Below are 15346 nucleotides of genomic sequence, written 5' to 3'. Positions count from 1 at the left end.
GATCAGTTCAGGTGCGCCGCGGTGGCCGAGCGGCGCAGCTTCCCCGAGGACGTCTTCGGCAGCGCTCCCGGGCCCAGGACGGTGACGCTGCGCGGGCGGGCGCCGACCGCGCTGAAGACCTCGTGGACGACCTCGTGCTCGATCCGGCGCACCACCTCGGGATCCTGGAAGTCGTTGCTCTCCACCACGACCGCGAAACTCTCGCGCTTCTGCCCGGCGTCCAGGCGCACCGCGACCGCGTTGCCCGGCCGCACGCCGGCGACGCGCAGCGCGGCGCGTTCGATATCTGTCGGGAAGATGTTGCGCCCGCCCATGATGATCACGTCCTTGATCCGGCCGCAGACCACCACCGAACCGTCCTCGGTCACATAGCCGATATCGCCGGTGTCGAGCCAGCCCTCGGCGTCGCGCGCGGGCCGGAAACCCTCGACGGTCACATAGCCCGCGGTGACCGCGGGTCCGCGCACCTCGAGCACACCCACGGTTCGGGTCGGCAACGGCCGGTGCTCGTCGTCGACCACCCGGATCTCCAGATTGTCCACCGGTCGGCCGAGCAGAGGCAGGCGGCGCAGATTGCCGTGGTGGGCCGGCGCATCCGTCACCGGAACCGCCTTGCCGAGCGCTTCGAGCAGATCCGCGTCGACGAGGTCGACGACCTGCCCGACGCCCGGATCCGGAATCGACACCGCCAGTGTCGTTTCGGCCATGCCGTACACCGGCGTGAGCGCGGACGCGCTGAGCCCGAAGCGTTTTCCGGCCGCGGCCAGGGCCTCCATGGTGTCGGGATCGACCGGTTCGGCGCCGTTCCACATGTATCGCACACTGCTCAGATCCACGCTCCCGTCCTCGGCGCGCGCCAAGCGGCGGGTCAGCAGCGAATAGGCGAAATTGGGTGCGGCGGTGACCGTTCCGCGGTACTTCGAGATCAGTTCGGCCCACAGGATCGGCCGCCGCAGGAAGTCCATCGGCGTCACACAGACCACCTCGGCGCCCAATTGCATCGGGACGCTGAGGAATCCGACCATGCCCATATCGTGGAACAGCGGCAGCCAGCTGACCATCACGTCCTGATCGAGCTGGAACTTGACCCGGTCGAACATGGCGTAGGCGTTGACATAGAAGTTCTCGTGCGTGATCCGCACCGCCTTCGGCGATCCGGTGGAACCGGATGTCAACTGCTGCAGGGCGATATCGGAGTCCTCGGTCGGCACCGGATCGGTATCGGATCCGGTGGCCAGGTCGTCGGTCAGGACCACGGTGATACCGCGTTCGGCCAGCAGCGGCGCCGCCACCTCGAACGGCGCGCCCAGCACCACCGCGCGGGCGTCGATCATCCGCAACACCGTCTCGGTGTCGCGGGCCCACAACTGCAGATCCGTGCGCGGCGTCGGCTGATGCAGCATGGTGATCGACGCCCCGCGCATCCAGATCGCCTGGCAGGCCGGCGCGATATCGGCGGGCATACCCGCCAGCACGCCGACGGCGTCGCCGTGCTCGATCCCGGCCGCCGCGAGCCCGCCCGCCATCCGTCGCGCGAGGCGGTGGATCTCGTCCCACCCCCGGCGTAGCGGCGCCTCCGGCTCCCCGGTGATCAGCCCCCGGCGGGAACGTTGTGCGGTCGCGAACATTTCCTCGGTGAACCGGCTCACCCTCGAACTCCCGTCTCCACCCGACCGGCGGTCGGCACATCTGCACTATCTCGGTGCGCGGGCGCGGCGTTAGCCGGCGCCGGAGCGTGATCGTTTCAGCGTCGCACTACGAATAACACGATGAAAATCGGAACTCGGTTCGGCCGCCTCAGCCCGCGAGGCGGTCGACGGCCTCGAGGAAGCGATCGAGCTCCTCGACGGTGACGAAGCAATGCGGCGAGGCACGCACGACGGACTCGAGCCGCCGCGCGGACATGTCGAGCAGCGTCGAGCTACGGTAGCTGACGGTCACCGTGATGTCTGCGGCACGCAGGCTCTCGCGCACCTCGTTCGGATCGACTCCGTCGACGGTGAACGAGACGATGCCGGAATGTTCGGTTCCCAGGTCCCGCACCGTGACTCCCCGGATCGACGGCAGATTCTCGCGCAGATGCCGCGCCTTGACGGCCACGTCGGCGAAGACGTTCTCCGGCCCCAGATCCAGCAGATACCGCACCGCCGCGCCGAGGCCCAGTCGCGCCGCCACGTCGCACTCCCAGAATTCGAAGCGGCTCGCGTCGGGAGCCACGCGGTAATCCTGGGGTCCGGTCCACGCGGCGCTGTGCAGATCGAGGCGGCTGGGTTCGAGTTCGCGGCAGACGTCGGGGTGGACGTAGAGGAAGCCGGTGCCGCGCGGGCCGCGCAACCACTTGCGGCCGGTGGCCGACATCGCGTCGACGCCCAGCTCCGCGACATCGATATCGATCTGACCGGCGGATTGGCAGGCATCCAGCAGTACCAGCGCGCCGACGCGATGGGCGATGCGGGTGGCCTCGGCAACCGGGTTGACCAGGCCGCCGTTGGTGGGAGCGTGCAGCAGCGAGACGATCTTCACACGGTCGTCCAGCATGGCGTCGAGGGCCACCAGGTCGATCTGCCCGGTCTCGTCGCTGGGAATCGTCTCGACCGTCGCCCCCGCCGCCCGCGCCCGCTGCAGGGCCGCGATCACATTGCTGGCGTAGTCCGAACCCGAGACCAGAATGCGATCGTCCGGCCGCAGCGGTACGGCGTAGAAGAAATCCGACCAGGAACGCGAGGCACTGTCGCTCAGGGCGATCGCCGCGGCGTCGGTGTTGATCAACGACGCGATCGCGGTCTTGACCGCCGCCAGATCGTCGAGCCGTTCCGAGGCGGCGCGATATCCGCCGATCTCGGCCTCCCGCCGCAGATGCGCGACGACGGTATCGACGACGACGCGCGGGGGTAGTGAGGACCCCGCGCTGTCGAGGAAGACCGGCGGCGGTCCGGCGGTGTCGTAGGCGGGGATATCGGCGCGCAGGCGGTCGCTATCGAGCACCCTGTCGACGGTAGGCCATCACCAACCACCGCCGCCGGACGCCGTCCCGAGAACGGCCCGGATCAGCCGCGCGGACTCGGCGGCCATCTGTTCCGGCGGACACGGCCGGCCGTTGTCGAGCCACCACACGATCGACTGGACGAACATCGCCCCGACGATGCCGGGCACGAAATCCGTCGCGGACTGTCCCGGGAGATGTGCACTGGACATGGCCGCGAGGGTGGTGCGCATGCGGTCGGTGAACCACGGACTTCCCTTGCGGCCCAGCAATGCCGCGTACAGGCGGTGATAGCGGTCGATATGGGCGAAGAAGCCGGCCCAGCGCTGTTCGGGCGAGCGCTCGGCGTCCGGATCGCCGGCGGTCATCTCCGTCATCGCCTCGTCGAAGATCTGCTCGACGAGTTCGTATTTGTCGCGATAGTTGCGGTAGAACGCGGCCCTGCTGACCATCGCTCGCGTGGTGAGTTCTCCGACCGTGATCCGGTCGAAGCCTCGCTCTTCGATCGCCTCGATCAACGCCTGCCGCAGAAGGGTGCGAGTGCGGACGACGCGCACGTTCTGCTGAGACATTTTCGGCTCCTTGTCTGTTTCGGGACAGATCCGCCGAGATGAATCTTGTCGTGGCACAGGAAGTTTCGGAGGCTGGACAGTGCGTTCGGAACGAGACAGGTTGTCTCGCGGAAACCCTACCTGCGAAACGAGAGAAGATGCCATGCGTGCTGTACGGGTGACGGAGTTCGGCGATCCCGAGGTGCTGGTTCCGGCGGAAGTCGCGGAACCGGAACCCGCTGCCGGGCAGGTCCTGGTGGAGGTCGAGCGGGCCGGTGTGGCCTTCGGCGACGTGATCGTGCGATCCGGCCGGTATCCGCTACCGCTGCCGTGGATCCCAGGGCTGGAGGTCGGCGGGCGGGTCGTCGGCCTCGGTGCCGGCGTCGATCCGGCGCTGCTCGGCCGGGCGGTGGTGGCGACGACGGTCGGCCAGGCCGGTGGATACGCCGAACTGGCCCTGGCCCCGGCGGCATATACCTTCCCGGTACCGGACGGTCTGCATCCGGAGGTCGCGCTCACCGTGTTCCAATCCGGCGCGGTGGCGCGCGGTCTGCTCGCGGCGATGGCGGTGCGGCCCGCGGAGACGGTGCTGGTCACCGCGGCCGCGGGCCGGATCGGTTCGATGCTGGTGCAGACCGCGAAGGCCGCGGGCGCGCGGGTGATCGGCGTGTCGAGTGCGGCGAAGACGGCCGCCGTCGCGGAATTCGGTGCCGATCACGCCCTGGATTACGGGTCCGGGGACTGGGCCGAGCGGGTTCGCGCGCTCACCGGCGGCCGGGGCGTGGACGTCGTGCTCGACGCCGTCGGCGGCGCGGTCGCCGGGCAGGCCCTCGCGGCGGCCGCCGACGGTGCTGGCCGGATCGGCCTGTACGGCTTCGCCTCCGGCGACTGGGCGGCCCTCGACGCCCTCGGCGTGGCTCGGCGGGGACTGACGGTGACCGGTGCGCTCGGCGTCGTCATCCGCAAGTCCGATGCCGAACAGCGGGCGGACGCCGAGCAGGCCCTCGCCGCGGCGGTGCGCGGTGAACTGGTGCCCCGGATCCACGCCCGGCTGCCGCTCGCGGCGGCCGCGGCCGCCCATCGGGAAGTGGAACAGCGGCGTTCGGTGGGGGCGGTGGTGCTGGTGGTACGGCCGTGACCGGCATGTTCACCATTTCGACGGATTTTGTGTCGGTGCGCGCGGCTACCCTGGTTCGAGCGACGGAAGAACCGGGCGCGGTCTCTCGTTGCACTGCTACACGCAATACCGGCACTCGGTCGATGCGGCACTGTCGCTGGCATGGGCTCAGGGTGAGCGGAACGCGGTGGGTGATCCCCCGCAGGCTCGAGCGGAGGTTGGCATGGCGGTAACGGTGGACAAGGCGCCGGCCGGGTTGGGTGCCGGTTTGTCTTCGCGCGCCGCGGCGGAGGCATATGTGGGAGGTGTCTGTTTCAAACAGGGCCCACCGGCGTTGATCGGTGCCGAACTGGAGTGGCTCACCGCTCGCGGGGAGCTGTCGGCGCCGGATTCGCGTCCGCGCTTGTCGATGCTCGCGGATGCGCTGGGTCCTTATGCTCCGCAGTCTATTTCGCCCGATTCGCCCGCCAAAGTACTTCCCGGTGGCAGCCGGATCACCATCGAACCCGGTGGTCAGATCGAACTGTCCAGCGCCCCCTTCGCCGATGCCGCGCAACTCTGCGCCCGGCTGCTCGAGGATTCTCGCTTTCTCTCCGGTCTACTCGAAACCCGATCCATCCGAACGTATTCCGCCGCCGCCGATGCCGGCCGGCGGGCCCGCCGGGTGCTTCGCCTACCGCGTTATCGCGCGATGGAACGGGCCTTCGCGGGGGTGGGCCCGTACGGCAAGCTGATGATGTGCAATACCGCCGCCACGCAGGTCAGCGTGGACGCGGGTGCCGATCCCGCGGAGATCGCGGCCCGCTGGAACGCGCTGTACGCGGTCGGCCCGGCCCTGGTGGCGGCGTTCGCCTGTTCGCCGAGTCTGCACGGGGCTCCCACCGGCGCCTGGGCGTCGCAGCGGATGCGCACCTGGCTGCGGCTCGATCACACCCGCACCCGGCCACCGGTTCGGAGCTGGGCCGATCCGCTCACCGAGTACGGCCGCTGGGCGCTGGACACCCCGTTGCTCTGCGTGCGGCGTGGCCCGGCCGAGGCGGATTGGACGGCGCCGCCGGGCGCGACCTTCGCCGATTGGCTGTGCGGTGCGCTCGACGACGAGATCGGCCGCCGCCCGGAGGTCGAGGATCTCGACTACCACCTGACCACGGTCTTTCCCCCGGTGCGGGCGGCCGGACATCTCGAGGTCCGCTATCTGGACGCACAGCCGGGTGATCAGTGGTCGGTGCCGATCCACGTCGTGGACGCGCTGATGTCGGCGCCGGCGGTCGTCGCGGAGGCCACCGCGCTGGCCGAGCCGGTCGCCGACGAATGGGCCTCGGCCGCCCGCTGCGGCCTGGCCGATCCCGAGATCCGTTCCGTCGCAGTCGAATTGCTGACTCTCGCCGCCGAACACGCCCGCAGCGACGAGGCGGCCGAGCAGATGTGGGCCGCGGTGCGGCGATGTCGCCGCGGGCGCATTCCGGACGGGGAGGTCGCCCGCTGCGCACCCGCCGAGACGGCCGAATGAGTACGACCGGCGGCGCGCACCTCGCTGCGGTGCGACGAGGCCGCCGGGCACGACCCTTGGGAGAGCACTGATGACCGTTCACATCGGAACCGATCACGCCGCGGCCGAGCGATTACGCACACAGATCGCGGAGGTCCTGACCCGCGCCCGCGCCCGCACGACGGTGCTGACCGAGGCGGTCGACGAGGCCGAGCTGGTTGCCCAGCATTCGCCGCTGATGAGCCCGCTGGTGTGGGATCTGGCGCATATCGGCAACCAGGAGGAACTGTGGCTGGTCCGCGATGTCGGCGGGCGTGAGCCGGTGCGGGCCGATATCGACCACCTCTACGACGCCTTCCGGCATGCCCGCGCCGACCGTCCGGCGCTGCCGCTGCTGGATCCGGTGCAGGCACGCGGGTACGTGCGCACCGTGCGTGACAAGGTGCTCGATGTCCTGAATTCCAGTCCGCTGCGGGGAAACCGTCTGGTGGACAGGGGTTTCGCCTTCGGCATGATCGCCCAGCACGAGCAACAGCACGACGAGACCATGCTGGCCACCCATCAGCTGCGCGCGGGCGTCGCGGTGCTGACAGCCGCGCCCGCACCGGCCGCGCGCGTCGCGGTCGGCGACGAAGTCGTCATTCCCGCAGGCGAATTCACCATGGGCACCTCGTCTGACCCGTGGGCACTCGACAACGAGCGCCCCGAACATCGCGTCCAGCTGCCCGGCTTCGCGATCGACGCGGCGCCGGTGACGAATGCGCAGTATCTGGCGTTCATCGACGACGGTGGCTATCACCGGCCCGGGCTGTGGTCGGAGCGTGGCTGGGCCTATCGTGTGGAGGCCGATCTGACCGCACCCCAGTTCTGGGAGCGAGACAGCGACAACCGCTGGTGGCGACGGGTTTTCGGCACCCTGGCGCCGGTGCGCCCGCAGCAGCCGGTGGTGCATGTGTGCTGGTTCGAGGCCGAGGCCTACGCCAACTGGGCCGGGAAGCGTTTGCCCACCGAGGCCGAATGGGAGAAGGCCGCGCGGTTCGATCCGGCCACCGGGCGGTCGCGGCGATATCCGTGGGGCGACGCCGAACCCGACGAGACCACCGCCAATCTGGGGCAGCGCCATCTGGAACCGGCCGATGTCGGCGCGTACCCTGCCGGTGCGTCACCGTCCGGGGTGCATCAGTTGATCGGCGACGTCTGGGAATGGACCGCATCGGGTTTCGAGCCGTATCCCGGATTCGCCGCGTTCCCGTACCGCGAATACTCCGAGGTGTTCTTCGGCGGTGACTACCGCGTCCTGCGCGGCGGATCCTTCGGCACCGACCCGGTCGCCTGCCGCAGCACCTTCCGCAACTGGGACCACCCGATCCGCCGTCAGATCTTCTCCGGCTTCCGCCTCGCCCGCGACCTGCGACCGGACGAGCGCTGATGTGCCGACATCTCGGCTATCTGGGACCGCCGGCTCCGGTCGGCGAACTGCTCACCCGTGGCACGCATTCGCTGCGCACCCAGTCGTGGGCGCCCGACGATATGCGCCACGGGGGAACCGTCAACGCCGACGGTTTCGGAGTCGCGTGGTGGACCGGGGCAGGAACCGCGAGCCGCTATCGCAACCCCGCGCCGATCTGGACCGACCCCGCGGTCGAAGAGGTGCTGCCGCAGCTGTCCTCGCCCGCGGTGCTGGCCGCGGTGCGTTCGGCCACGGTCGGTATGCCGGTGGAGCGAACGGCCTGTGCTCCGTTCACCGACGGCGGATGGGCGTTCAGCCACAACGGCGTGATCCAGAACTGGCGCACGGTATTGCCCGCGGTGGCAACGCGATTCGGGTCGCCGGATCTGCTGGATGCCGAATCCGCGACCGATTCGGCCGCGCTTTGGGTGGTGCTGCGTGCCGCGTTGAACGGAATCGGCGCGATGTCTTCGACCTTCGCAGGCCGCAGCGAGTCCGACGCCCGGCTCCGGGCGGTCGCCGCCGCGGTGTCGGCGACGGTTCGCGCCGTACTGGCGCAGGCGCCGAGTGCCCGGCTGAACCTGTTGCTCGGGGACGGCGAAACACTCTGGGCCACAACCGTTCACCATTCGCTGTCGGTGCTCGTCGCCGACGATTTCGCGGTGGTGTCCTCCGAACCGTACGACGACGACCCGCGCTGGCAGGCGATTACCGACCGGCAGCTGCTGACGGTGCGGCCCGGCCTTCTCGTGGTCGAGCCGCTGGACGCGGCACAACCTGTTCTCTCCGCAGGACCTGATGAATCCGAAAGGGCCCGTACATGATCGAACCGACGCTGGACATCCACCTCACCGACGACGATCTCGACGCAGCCCTGCGATCGGACGCTCGGATCGGACTCACCGCGAATCCGAAAACGCTGCCGCCGAAGTGGTTCTACGACGCGCGCGGCAGCGAACTGTTCGAAGCGATCACCGAACTGCCGGAGTACTACCCGACTCGCACGGAGCGCGCGTTACTGGAGCGGGTGGTCGGCGAGATCGCGCGCACCGCCCAGGCCGAGGTACTGGTGGAGCTGGGCGCCGGCTCGGCCGCCAAGACACGCCTGCTGCTCTCGGCGCTGTTGTCCGAGGGGCCGCTGAAGACCTATGTGCCGCAGGATGTGTCGGTGTCGGCGCTGCGCGGTGCCGCCGAGCAGATCAGCACCGAATTCCCGAATCTCGCGGTGCACGGGGTGGTCAGCGATTTCACCCGAACCCTGCACAATCTCCCGCGCGGCGGTCGCCGCATGATCGCCTTCCTGGGCGGCACCATCGGCAATCTGGTCCCGCAGGAGCGGGCCGAATTCCTGGCCGGCATTCAGCAGGTGCTCGAGCCGGGTGAGCAACTGCTGCTGGGGGCCGGACTGGTTACCGATCCGGCCGTGCTGGTGCCCGCCTACGACGACGCCGCGGGAGTGACGGCCGAATTCAACCGAAACGTCCTGCACGTGTTGAACTCTCGATTGCATGCCGACTTCGACCCGGACGCCTTCGCCCATATCGCCCACTGGGACGCGGAGAACGAATGGATCGAGATGCGGTTGGCGGCAACCCGGGATATGAGGGTCACGGTCGCCGACCTCGACCTGGTCGTGGACTTCGCCCAGGGTGAGCAGATGCGCACCGAGATCTCGGCCAAGTTCCGCGTCGACGGACTCGGCCGGGAACTGGACAGCGCCGGATTCGCCACCGAACAGGTGTGGACCGATCCGGACGACCGCTTCGCCCTGGTCCTCGCCGAACGACGCTGATCGCCCGGCGCGGGTTCTGCGCCGAGGTCAGTTGCCGATGACCGCGGCCAGCCACTCGACGGCCGGCCGCAGGTCTTCCCAGGCGGCTCGGACTTCGGTCGCGGCGCGCGGTGTTTCCAGCCAGGGCGGTGCGCCGAAGTCCTTGTGGATCACGAGAGATTTGTGGCGCAGCAGGTCGATGCGCGGATGGTCGGCGGGGAAACCCTTGGGACGGGTCTTCAGTTGCTCCCCGCCGATCACATAGCCGACTGCCGCCAAACCGTCCAGCAGCGCCTGCAATTCGTAGCCGCGCACCTCGTCGTCGATGGTGGTGCGCAGCCGCGCGAGCTGCTCGGGCGTGGGCGCGTACACCCCACCGGCCACATACAGCCCGGGCGCGCCGATCTGGACGTACCACCCCGCTCCCGGGGCGGTACGGACCACCGCGCCCTGATGGTCCTTGTAGGGCGCCTTGTTCTTGGAGAACCGCACGTCGCGATACGGCCGGAAGATCTTCGCCGGTCCGAAGTCGTTCTCCAGTTCCGTGGTGAGCGCGATCATCGGCGCCCGCACGGACTGTTCGTAGACGTGTTTGTTGGCGGTCCAGAAAGCCTTCGAGTTGTCGGCTTCCAAATCCTCGTAGAAGTCGAGCCCGGCGAACGGGAACCCCGCGAATCCGCTCATACCGCCAACTTAGCGACCGCCGCGGACATGTTCCGCGGCGCCCGCTCCGACCGGCCGCCGCTCAGTCGCCCGGCTCGTCGACCACCTCGATGGCGGCGACTTCGGCGGGCCGCTCGTCCTCGTCGCGCAATTCCTGACGATGCCGGCGGCGGGTCCATTCCTGGTCGAGTTCGCTGCGAATCCCCAGGCGGCCGTCGTCGTCGTTCTCGTGATACCTGATCTCCAGGTCGTCGGGCGGATCGTCGATGTAGCGCTGATATTCGCGGATCTCGTCGGCCTGTTCATCGTCACCGAGGTCGTAATCCAGGTCTTCGCGCTCGTCATCGCCCATTTCGAACACCTCGTCCATCAACGGGTAAGTGTCGTCGTCGGCCATCCGTGCCCACCTCTCTCGTAGGCCCGGCACACCCTCAACATTCGCGGTGCACCCTACAACCAACGCTACCGCTGATCACGAAAGAAGAGGAGAGAACAAAGACCAATACAAAATCAGCCGCCCCCCCGGATAGACACCCGAAGGAACGACTGATTTCGCAAGCACATGGGTAACTCCCCGGGCACCCCCGAAAGCCGACACGGCCTCGAGGCGAGACCGACTGCCAACCCACCGCCCACCCGACGACACGCTGAATACGCGGAGAGGCGGGGAGCGAGGCGGAACGGCTTAAGCGGAGCCGTTGAACAGGCCGGTGACCGACCCGTTCTCGAAGACCTCGCGAATCGTCCGCGCCAGCAGCGGGGCGATCGACAGCACGGTCAGCGAGGGGAACTTCTTGTCCTCGGTGATCGGCAGGGTGTTGGTGACGATGACCTCCTTGGCGCCGCAGGAGGCCAGGCGCTCCGCCGCGGGGGAGGACAGCACGCCGTGGGTGGCGGCGATGACCACATCGCCGGCCCCGGCCTCACGCAGCACGCGCACGGCCTCGGCGATGGTGCCACCGGTGTCGATCATGTCGTCGATCAGGATGCAGGTGCGGCCCGCGACGTCACCGACGGGACGATGCGACTTGACCTGGTTCGGCACCAGCGGGTCGCGGGTCTTGTGGATGAACGCCACCGGCGCGCCACCGAGCGCGTCGGCCCACTTCTCGGCCACCTTCACGCGACCGGCGTCGGGGGAGACGATGGTGACGTTCTCGGTGCTGTAGTGGTTGCGCACGTACTCCGACAGCTGGACCAGCGCGTGCATGTGGTCGACCGGGCCGTCGAAGAAGCCCTGGATCTGATCGGTGTGCAGGTCGACGGTGATGATGCGGTCCGCGCCGGCGGTCTTGAGCAGATCGGCGACCAGGCGAGCGGAGATGGGCTCGCGGCCGCGGTGCTTCTTGTCCTGGCGGGCGTAGGGGTAGAACGGCAGGACGGCGGTGATCCGCTTGGCCGAACCGCGCTTGAGCGCATCGATCATGATGAGCTGTTCCATCAGCCACTGGTTCAGCGGAGCCGGAAAGCTCTGCAGCACAAAGGCATCCGAGCCGCGCACCGATTCTTCGAAGCGAACGAAGATCTCGCCGTTGGCGAACTCGCGGGCGGTTTGCGGCGTGATCGCGACGTCGAGTTCCTTCGCGACCTGCTCGGCCAGCTCGGGGTGAGCGCGCCCCGAGAACAGCATCAGGTTCTTCTGGTTATCGGTGGAGAACGCGGTCACTCTGTGTTGCCATCCTTTTGCTCGGTTGCCTGACTCGCTCTGTCATCGGCCGCGATCGCCTCCGCCGCCGCCTGCGCCGCGGCCGTCCCGGGACGATACCGCTGCACCCAGCCCTCAATGTTCTTCTGCGCTCCGCCGGACACCGCCAGCGCTCCCGGCGGAACGTTTCTACGCAGCACAGTACCCGCTGCCGAATATGCGCCATCGCCCACGGTCACCGGCGCCACGAACATCGTGTCGCTGCCCGTGCGCACATGCGAACCCACGACGGTGTGGTGTTTCTTCACCCCGTCGTAGTTGACGAACACGCTCGATGCGCCGATGTTGCTGTATTCGCCGATCGTGGCGTCGCCGACGTAGGTCAGATGCGGGACCTTCGAATGCGCGCCGATCGAGGCGTTCTTGGTCTCCACGAATGCGCCGATCTTGCCGGATTCGCCGACGATGGTCCCCGGTCTCAAATAGGCAAACGGCCCGATTGTGGCGGCGGCCGCGATGGTCGCGCCCTCGCCGTGGGTCCGGACCACCTTCGCGCCCTCGCCGACGAGCACATCGGTCAGGGTGGAATCGGGGCCGACCTCGGCATCCTCGCCGATCACGGTATTGCCGAGCAGTTGCACGCCGGGGCGCAGCACCGCGTCGCGGCCGATGCGCACACTCGCATCCACCCAGGTGGTGGCCGGATCGATGACCGTGACTCCGGCGCGCATATGGCGCTCGAGGATGTAGCGGTTCAGCGTGCGGGCGGCCTGGGCCATCTGCACCCGGTCGTTGACGCCGGTGACCTTGGCGGCGTCGACCAGACGCGCGCCGTGGACCGGATTACCGGCCTCGCGCGCCAGCTTCAGGACATCGGTCAGATACAGCTCGTGCTGGGCGTTGGCGGTCGTCAGGCGGCTGATCATCGTCCGCAGCACGGCGACGTCGAAAACGTAGACGCCGGAATTGACTTCGTTGATCGCCGCTTGCTCCGGCGTGGCATCGGCGTGTTCGACGATCTCGAGCACACCGCCGTCGGCGTCGCGCACGATCCGGCCGTACCCGTTCGGATCCTCCGGAACGAAGGTCAAAACCGTGACCGCGGAACGCGGTTGATAACTGCGATGCTCGTCCAGCAGGGCCGAAAGGGTGTGCCCGTCCAGCAGCGGCACATCGGCGGAGGTCACCAGCAGGTCGCCGGCGAAGTCCGCGGGCAGCGCCGTCAGGGCGCACTGCACCGCGTGCCCGGTGCCCAGCTGCTGTTCCTGCACTGCGGAGGTGATCTCGCGACCCAGTTCTGCCGCAACGGAATTCACCGCGGCGCCGACCTGTTCGCGGTCGTGACCGATCACCGTGATCAGGGCGGTGGGGTCGATCTCGTTCGCCGCGTGCAGGGCGTGCTCGAGCATGCTGCGCCCGGCGAGCGAATGCAGCACTTTCGGTGTCTTGGACCGCATTCGAGTTCCGGCACCGGCGGCGAGAACGACGACGGCGGTCTGCTGTGGCATGGATCTCCCTCGGCTGCCTGTCATCGTGCTGGTACGCGCTGTCTTTGGCCTGCGGCTGTCGCTGCCTGCGCCGGACCTTCGCAGATCCGGCCTGCGGCGGGCCCGGCGGCTGGCCGTCCGCCCACACCCTAGTCCACTCGGGCCCGGGCCCCGGCTCGGGGCTTCACTCGATATTCACGCAGGTCACAGCCCCATCGCCAGCTCCGCCGCCAGGACTCGAACCTGAACTAACTGAACCAAAATCAGTGGTGCTGCCATTACACTACGGCGGATCGTCGCACCGATGAACCCTACGGGTCCACCACTACGCACGGCATGCGCGCAATATCCTCGCACGTTTCCCCGCATCTCCGCGAATTGCGGGCAGATTTTCCCACGCGTGGTCGCGGGTCTGCGAGATGGCCCGGTCGCGGTCGGGTAAATTTGCACAACGCAACATCTGATTTCGAAAGCACATGGGTAACTCGTCGGGCACGCCCTGACCGCGGGTGCGCTGCCGACCGCCGGCCCGGCCGAGAAATCTCCAGGTACCTACGACCGGCAAGATTCCCGGAGAGGCGGGGGAGAGAGGCGGGGGAGCAGCGATGACTTCGGGTGATGCGGCGCGGGTGCCGCGCCCGCGGATGACCGGAACGCAGCGGCGCCAGCAGTTGATCGAGATCGGACGGGCGCTGTTCGCCGAACGCGGATACGACGCCACCTCCATCGAGGAGATCGCCCAGCGCGCTCAGGTCTCCAAACCCGTTGTGTACGAACACTTCGGCGGTAAGGAAGGGCTCTACGCGGTGGTCGTCGACCGCGAGATGTCGACGCTGCTGGACATGATCACCTCGTCGCTGACCCGGAACCGCTCCCGCGTCCGGCTGGAACAGGTCGCCCTGGCGCTGCTGACCTATATCGAGGAGCGCACCGACGGTTTCCGGATCCTGATGCGCGATCAGCCCGCCTCGGCCGCCGCCGGCACCTATTCCAGCCTGCTGAACGAGGCGGTCAACCAGGTCGCGCACATCCTCGCCGGCGATTTCGAACGCCGCGGCTTCGACACCAGTCTCGCCACTCTCTACGCGCAAGCACTGGTCGGCATGGTCGCCACCGCGGCCACCTGGTGGCTCGACGAGCGGCAGCCCTCCAAAGAGGTGGTCGCCGCGCATCTGGTCAACCTGTGCTGGAACGGACTCACCCACCTCGAGGCCGATCCGCAGCTGGCCTCCGAATGGCCGAGCGCGACACCCGGCTGACCGGCGGTGGCGATGCCGGGGGGTAATAGGGGACCGAACTGGACGGTTAGCCCATTGTTTGCGAAGGAGACTGGTCTTAATGCTCGATTCCGCTGGCGACGGCCGGTCGGATGGTACGGTTCACCCATCCTTCAAGTGCTGTTCGAGCTGTGATGTCGGTCAACTTCGGGATATCGGTCTACTTCAGGATGGCTGGTTTGAGGACAGGCGGATCTGATGGCTAGGCAAGCGCGTGCGGAAATCACCCGCGATTCGGTGCTGGCAGGCGCGGCCGACGTCTTTCTGCGACTCGGTTACGCGAATGCGAGCCTCAGCGAGATCATCTCGCAATCCAACGTCACCAAGGGCGCACTGTACTTCCACTTCGGATCCAAGGAAGAACTCGCGCGCGCCGTAGTCGACCAGGGCAACGAACGACTGCGCGGCGCCTGCCAGGGCTTCTTCGACCCGCGCGTGCCCGCCCTCGAAGCCGCCATCGGCATCACCTACGTCGTCGCCGACCTCACCATGAACGATCCGATGGTGGGCGCGATGCTCAAACTCACGCACCAGATCGGTGACTATCGCGGCGCCTCGGGCGAGAACATCACCAAGACCTGGGGCGAAACCCAGATACTGCTCGCCGAGCGGGCCATCGCCCAGGGCGATCTCAAGCCCGACCTCGACCCCGAAACCATCGGCCTTCTCCTGCAGGAGATGACCGCCGGAGTCCACATCACCGCCGTCGGCACCGAATCCATCGACCAGATGGCGGTGCGCATGGAACGCATGTGGTACTTCCTGCTGCCCTCGATCGTGCCGGACGAGAAGGTGGCGTACTTCCGGGAATTCGCGGCCCGGCGGCTGCGCAGGTACGTGCCGTAATCGGTCGCGACGTCAGACGACGGTACCTGTGAACGCCGGAGCCCGCATTTGCGAGACGTGCGCCTGA

At 68.1% G+C, this 15346-nt stretch carries 14 protein-coding genes and 1 tRNA gene; 7 read left to right on the top strand and 8 right to left on the bottom strand.

Going from position 1 to position 15346, the window contains the following annotated elements:
- Positions 1-2: 2 nt before the first annotated feature.
- From A5780_RS07425 to A5780_RS07415, 3 genes are all read right to left on the bottom strand, one after another.
- Positions 3-1649: a fatty acyl-AMP ligase gene (locus tag A5780_RS07425; RefSeq protein ID WP_063009333.1), complete on the bottom strand. Its 1647-nt coding sequence runs from the start codon at positions 1647-1649 to the stop codon at positions 3-5.
- Between the two features lie 148 nt (positions 1650-1797).
- On the bottom strand, positions 1798-2985 hold the full coding sequence (locus A5780_RS07420) for an aminotransferase class V-fold PLP-dependent enzyme (protein ID WP_064908088.1): 1188 nt from the start codon (positions 2983-2985) through the stop codon (positions 1798-1800).
- An 18-nt stretch (positions 2986-3003) separates the two neighbouring features.
- Entirely contained in the window at positions 3004-3555 is a 552-nt protein-coding gene (locus tag A5780_RS07415; RefSeq protein WP_030515229.1) for a TetR/AcrR family transcriptional regulator, read from the bottom strand.
- 142 nt (positions 3556-3697) lie between these two features.
- Here A5780_RS07415 and A5780_RS07410 point away from each other — a divergent pair, with 142 nt between their 5' ends.
- The 5 genes from A5780_RS07410 (at position 3698) to egtD (ending at position 9382) form a co-directional block, all read left to right on the top strand.
- Positions 3698-4672 (top strand): zinc-binding dehydrogenase, encoded by a 975-nt coding sequence (locus A5780_RS07410; RefSeq protein ID WP_063009337.1) that lies wholly within the window; start codon positions 3698-3700, stop codon positions 4670-4672.
- Between the two features lie 202 nt (positions 4673-4874).
- Entirely contained in the window at positions 4875-6161 is a 1287-nt protein-coding gene (gene egtA, locus A5780_RS07405) for an ergothioneine biosynthesis glutamate--cysteine ligase EgtA (protein ID WP_063009339.1), read from the top strand.
- A 70-nt stretch (positions 6162-6231) separates the two neighbouring features.
- Positions 6232-7569: an ergothioneine biosynthesis protein EgtB gene (egtB, locus tag A5780_RS07400; protein WP_063009341.1), complete on the top strand. Its 1338-nt coding sequence runs from the start codon at positions 6232-6234 to the stop codon at positions 7567-7569.
- Positions 7569-8414 (top strand): ergothioneine biosynthesis protein EgtC, encoded by an 846-nt coding sequence (gene egtC / locus A5780_RS07395; RefSeq protein ID WP_063009343.1) that lies wholly within the window; start codon positions 7569-7571, stop codon positions 8412-8414. Before egtB ends, egtC begins: the two co-directional genes overlap by 1 nt.
- Positions 8411-9382 carry an L-histidine N(alpha)-methyltransferase gene (gene egtD / locus A5780_RS07390; RefSeq protein ID WP_064901795.1) on the top strand — a complete coding sequence of 324 codons (972 nt, stop codon included), beginning with the start codon at positions 8411-8413 and terminating at the stop codon, positions 9380-9382. Before egtC ends, egtD begins: the two co-directional genes overlap by 4 nt.
- 27 nt (positions 9383-9409) lie before the next feature.
- Here the strand turns inward: egtD and A5780_RS07385 are convergent, their stop codons facing one another.
- The 5 genes from A5780_RS07385 to A5780_RS07365 all read right to left on the bottom strand — a co-directional run bounded on the left by A5780_RS07385 (position 9410) and on the right by A5780_RS07365 (position 13449).
- Complete coding sequence (locus tag A5780_RS07385) at positions 9410-10045, bottom strand: DUF2461 domain-containing protein (RefSeq protein WP_064901794.1); 636 nt, start codon at positions 10043-10045, stop codon at positions 9410-9412.
- Positions 10046-10106: 61 nt separating this feature from the next.
- Positions 10107-10421 carry a hypothetical protein gene (locus A5780_RS07380; RefSeq protein ID WP_051043132.1) on the bottom strand — a complete coding sequence of 105 codons (315 nt, stop codon included), beginning with the start codon at positions 10419-10421 and terminating at the stop codon, positions 10107-10109.
- 288 nt (positions 10422-10709) lie between these two features.
- Complete coding sequence (locus A5780_RS07375) at positions 10710-11690, bottom strand: ribose-phosphate diphosphokinase (protein WP_030515237.1); 981 nt, start codon at positions 11688-11690, stop codon at positions 10710-10712.
- Entirely contained in the window at positions 11687-13177 is a 1491-nt protein-coding gene (gene glmU, locus A5780_RS07370; protein WP_063009349.1) for a bifunctional UDP-N-acetylglucosamine diphosphorylase/glucosamine-1-phosphate N-acetyltransferase GlmU, read from the bottom strand. The genes A5780_RS07375 and glmU overlap by 4 nt, the downstream gene beginning before the upstream one ends.
- Before the next feature lie 201 nt (positions 13178-13378).
- A tRNA-Gln gene (locus A5780_RS07365) sits at positions 13379-13449 on the bottom strand.
- 351 nt (positions 13450-13800) lie between these two features.
- Here A5780_RS07365 and A5780_RS07360 point away from each other — a divergent pair.
- Together A5780_RS07360 and A5780_RS07355 are read left to right on the top strand one after the other, a co-directional pair.
- Complete coding sequence (locus A5780_RS07360) at positions 13801-14415, top strand: TetR/AcrR family transcriptional regulator (protein ID WP_063009351.1); 615 nt, start codon at positions 13801-13803, stop codon at positions 14413-14415.
- Between the two features lie 216 nt (positions 14416-14631).
- Positions 14632-15279, top strand: a complete 648-nt coding sequence (locus tag A5780_RS07355; RefSeq protein ID WP_040721767.1) for a TetR/AcrR family transcriptional regulator — start codon at positions 14632-14634, stop codon at positions 15277-15279.
- Positions 15280-15346: the final 67 nt, after the last annotated feature.

It is taken from the genome of Nocardia sp. 852002-20019_SCH5090214, assembly GCF_001665865.1.
GTDB lineage: Bacteria > Actinomycetota > Actinomycetes > Mycobacteriales > Mycobacteriaceae > Nocardia > Nocardia nova.
Note: the sequence above shows the minus strand (reverse complement) of the source record. Positions and strands in the feature narration are given on the sequence as shown.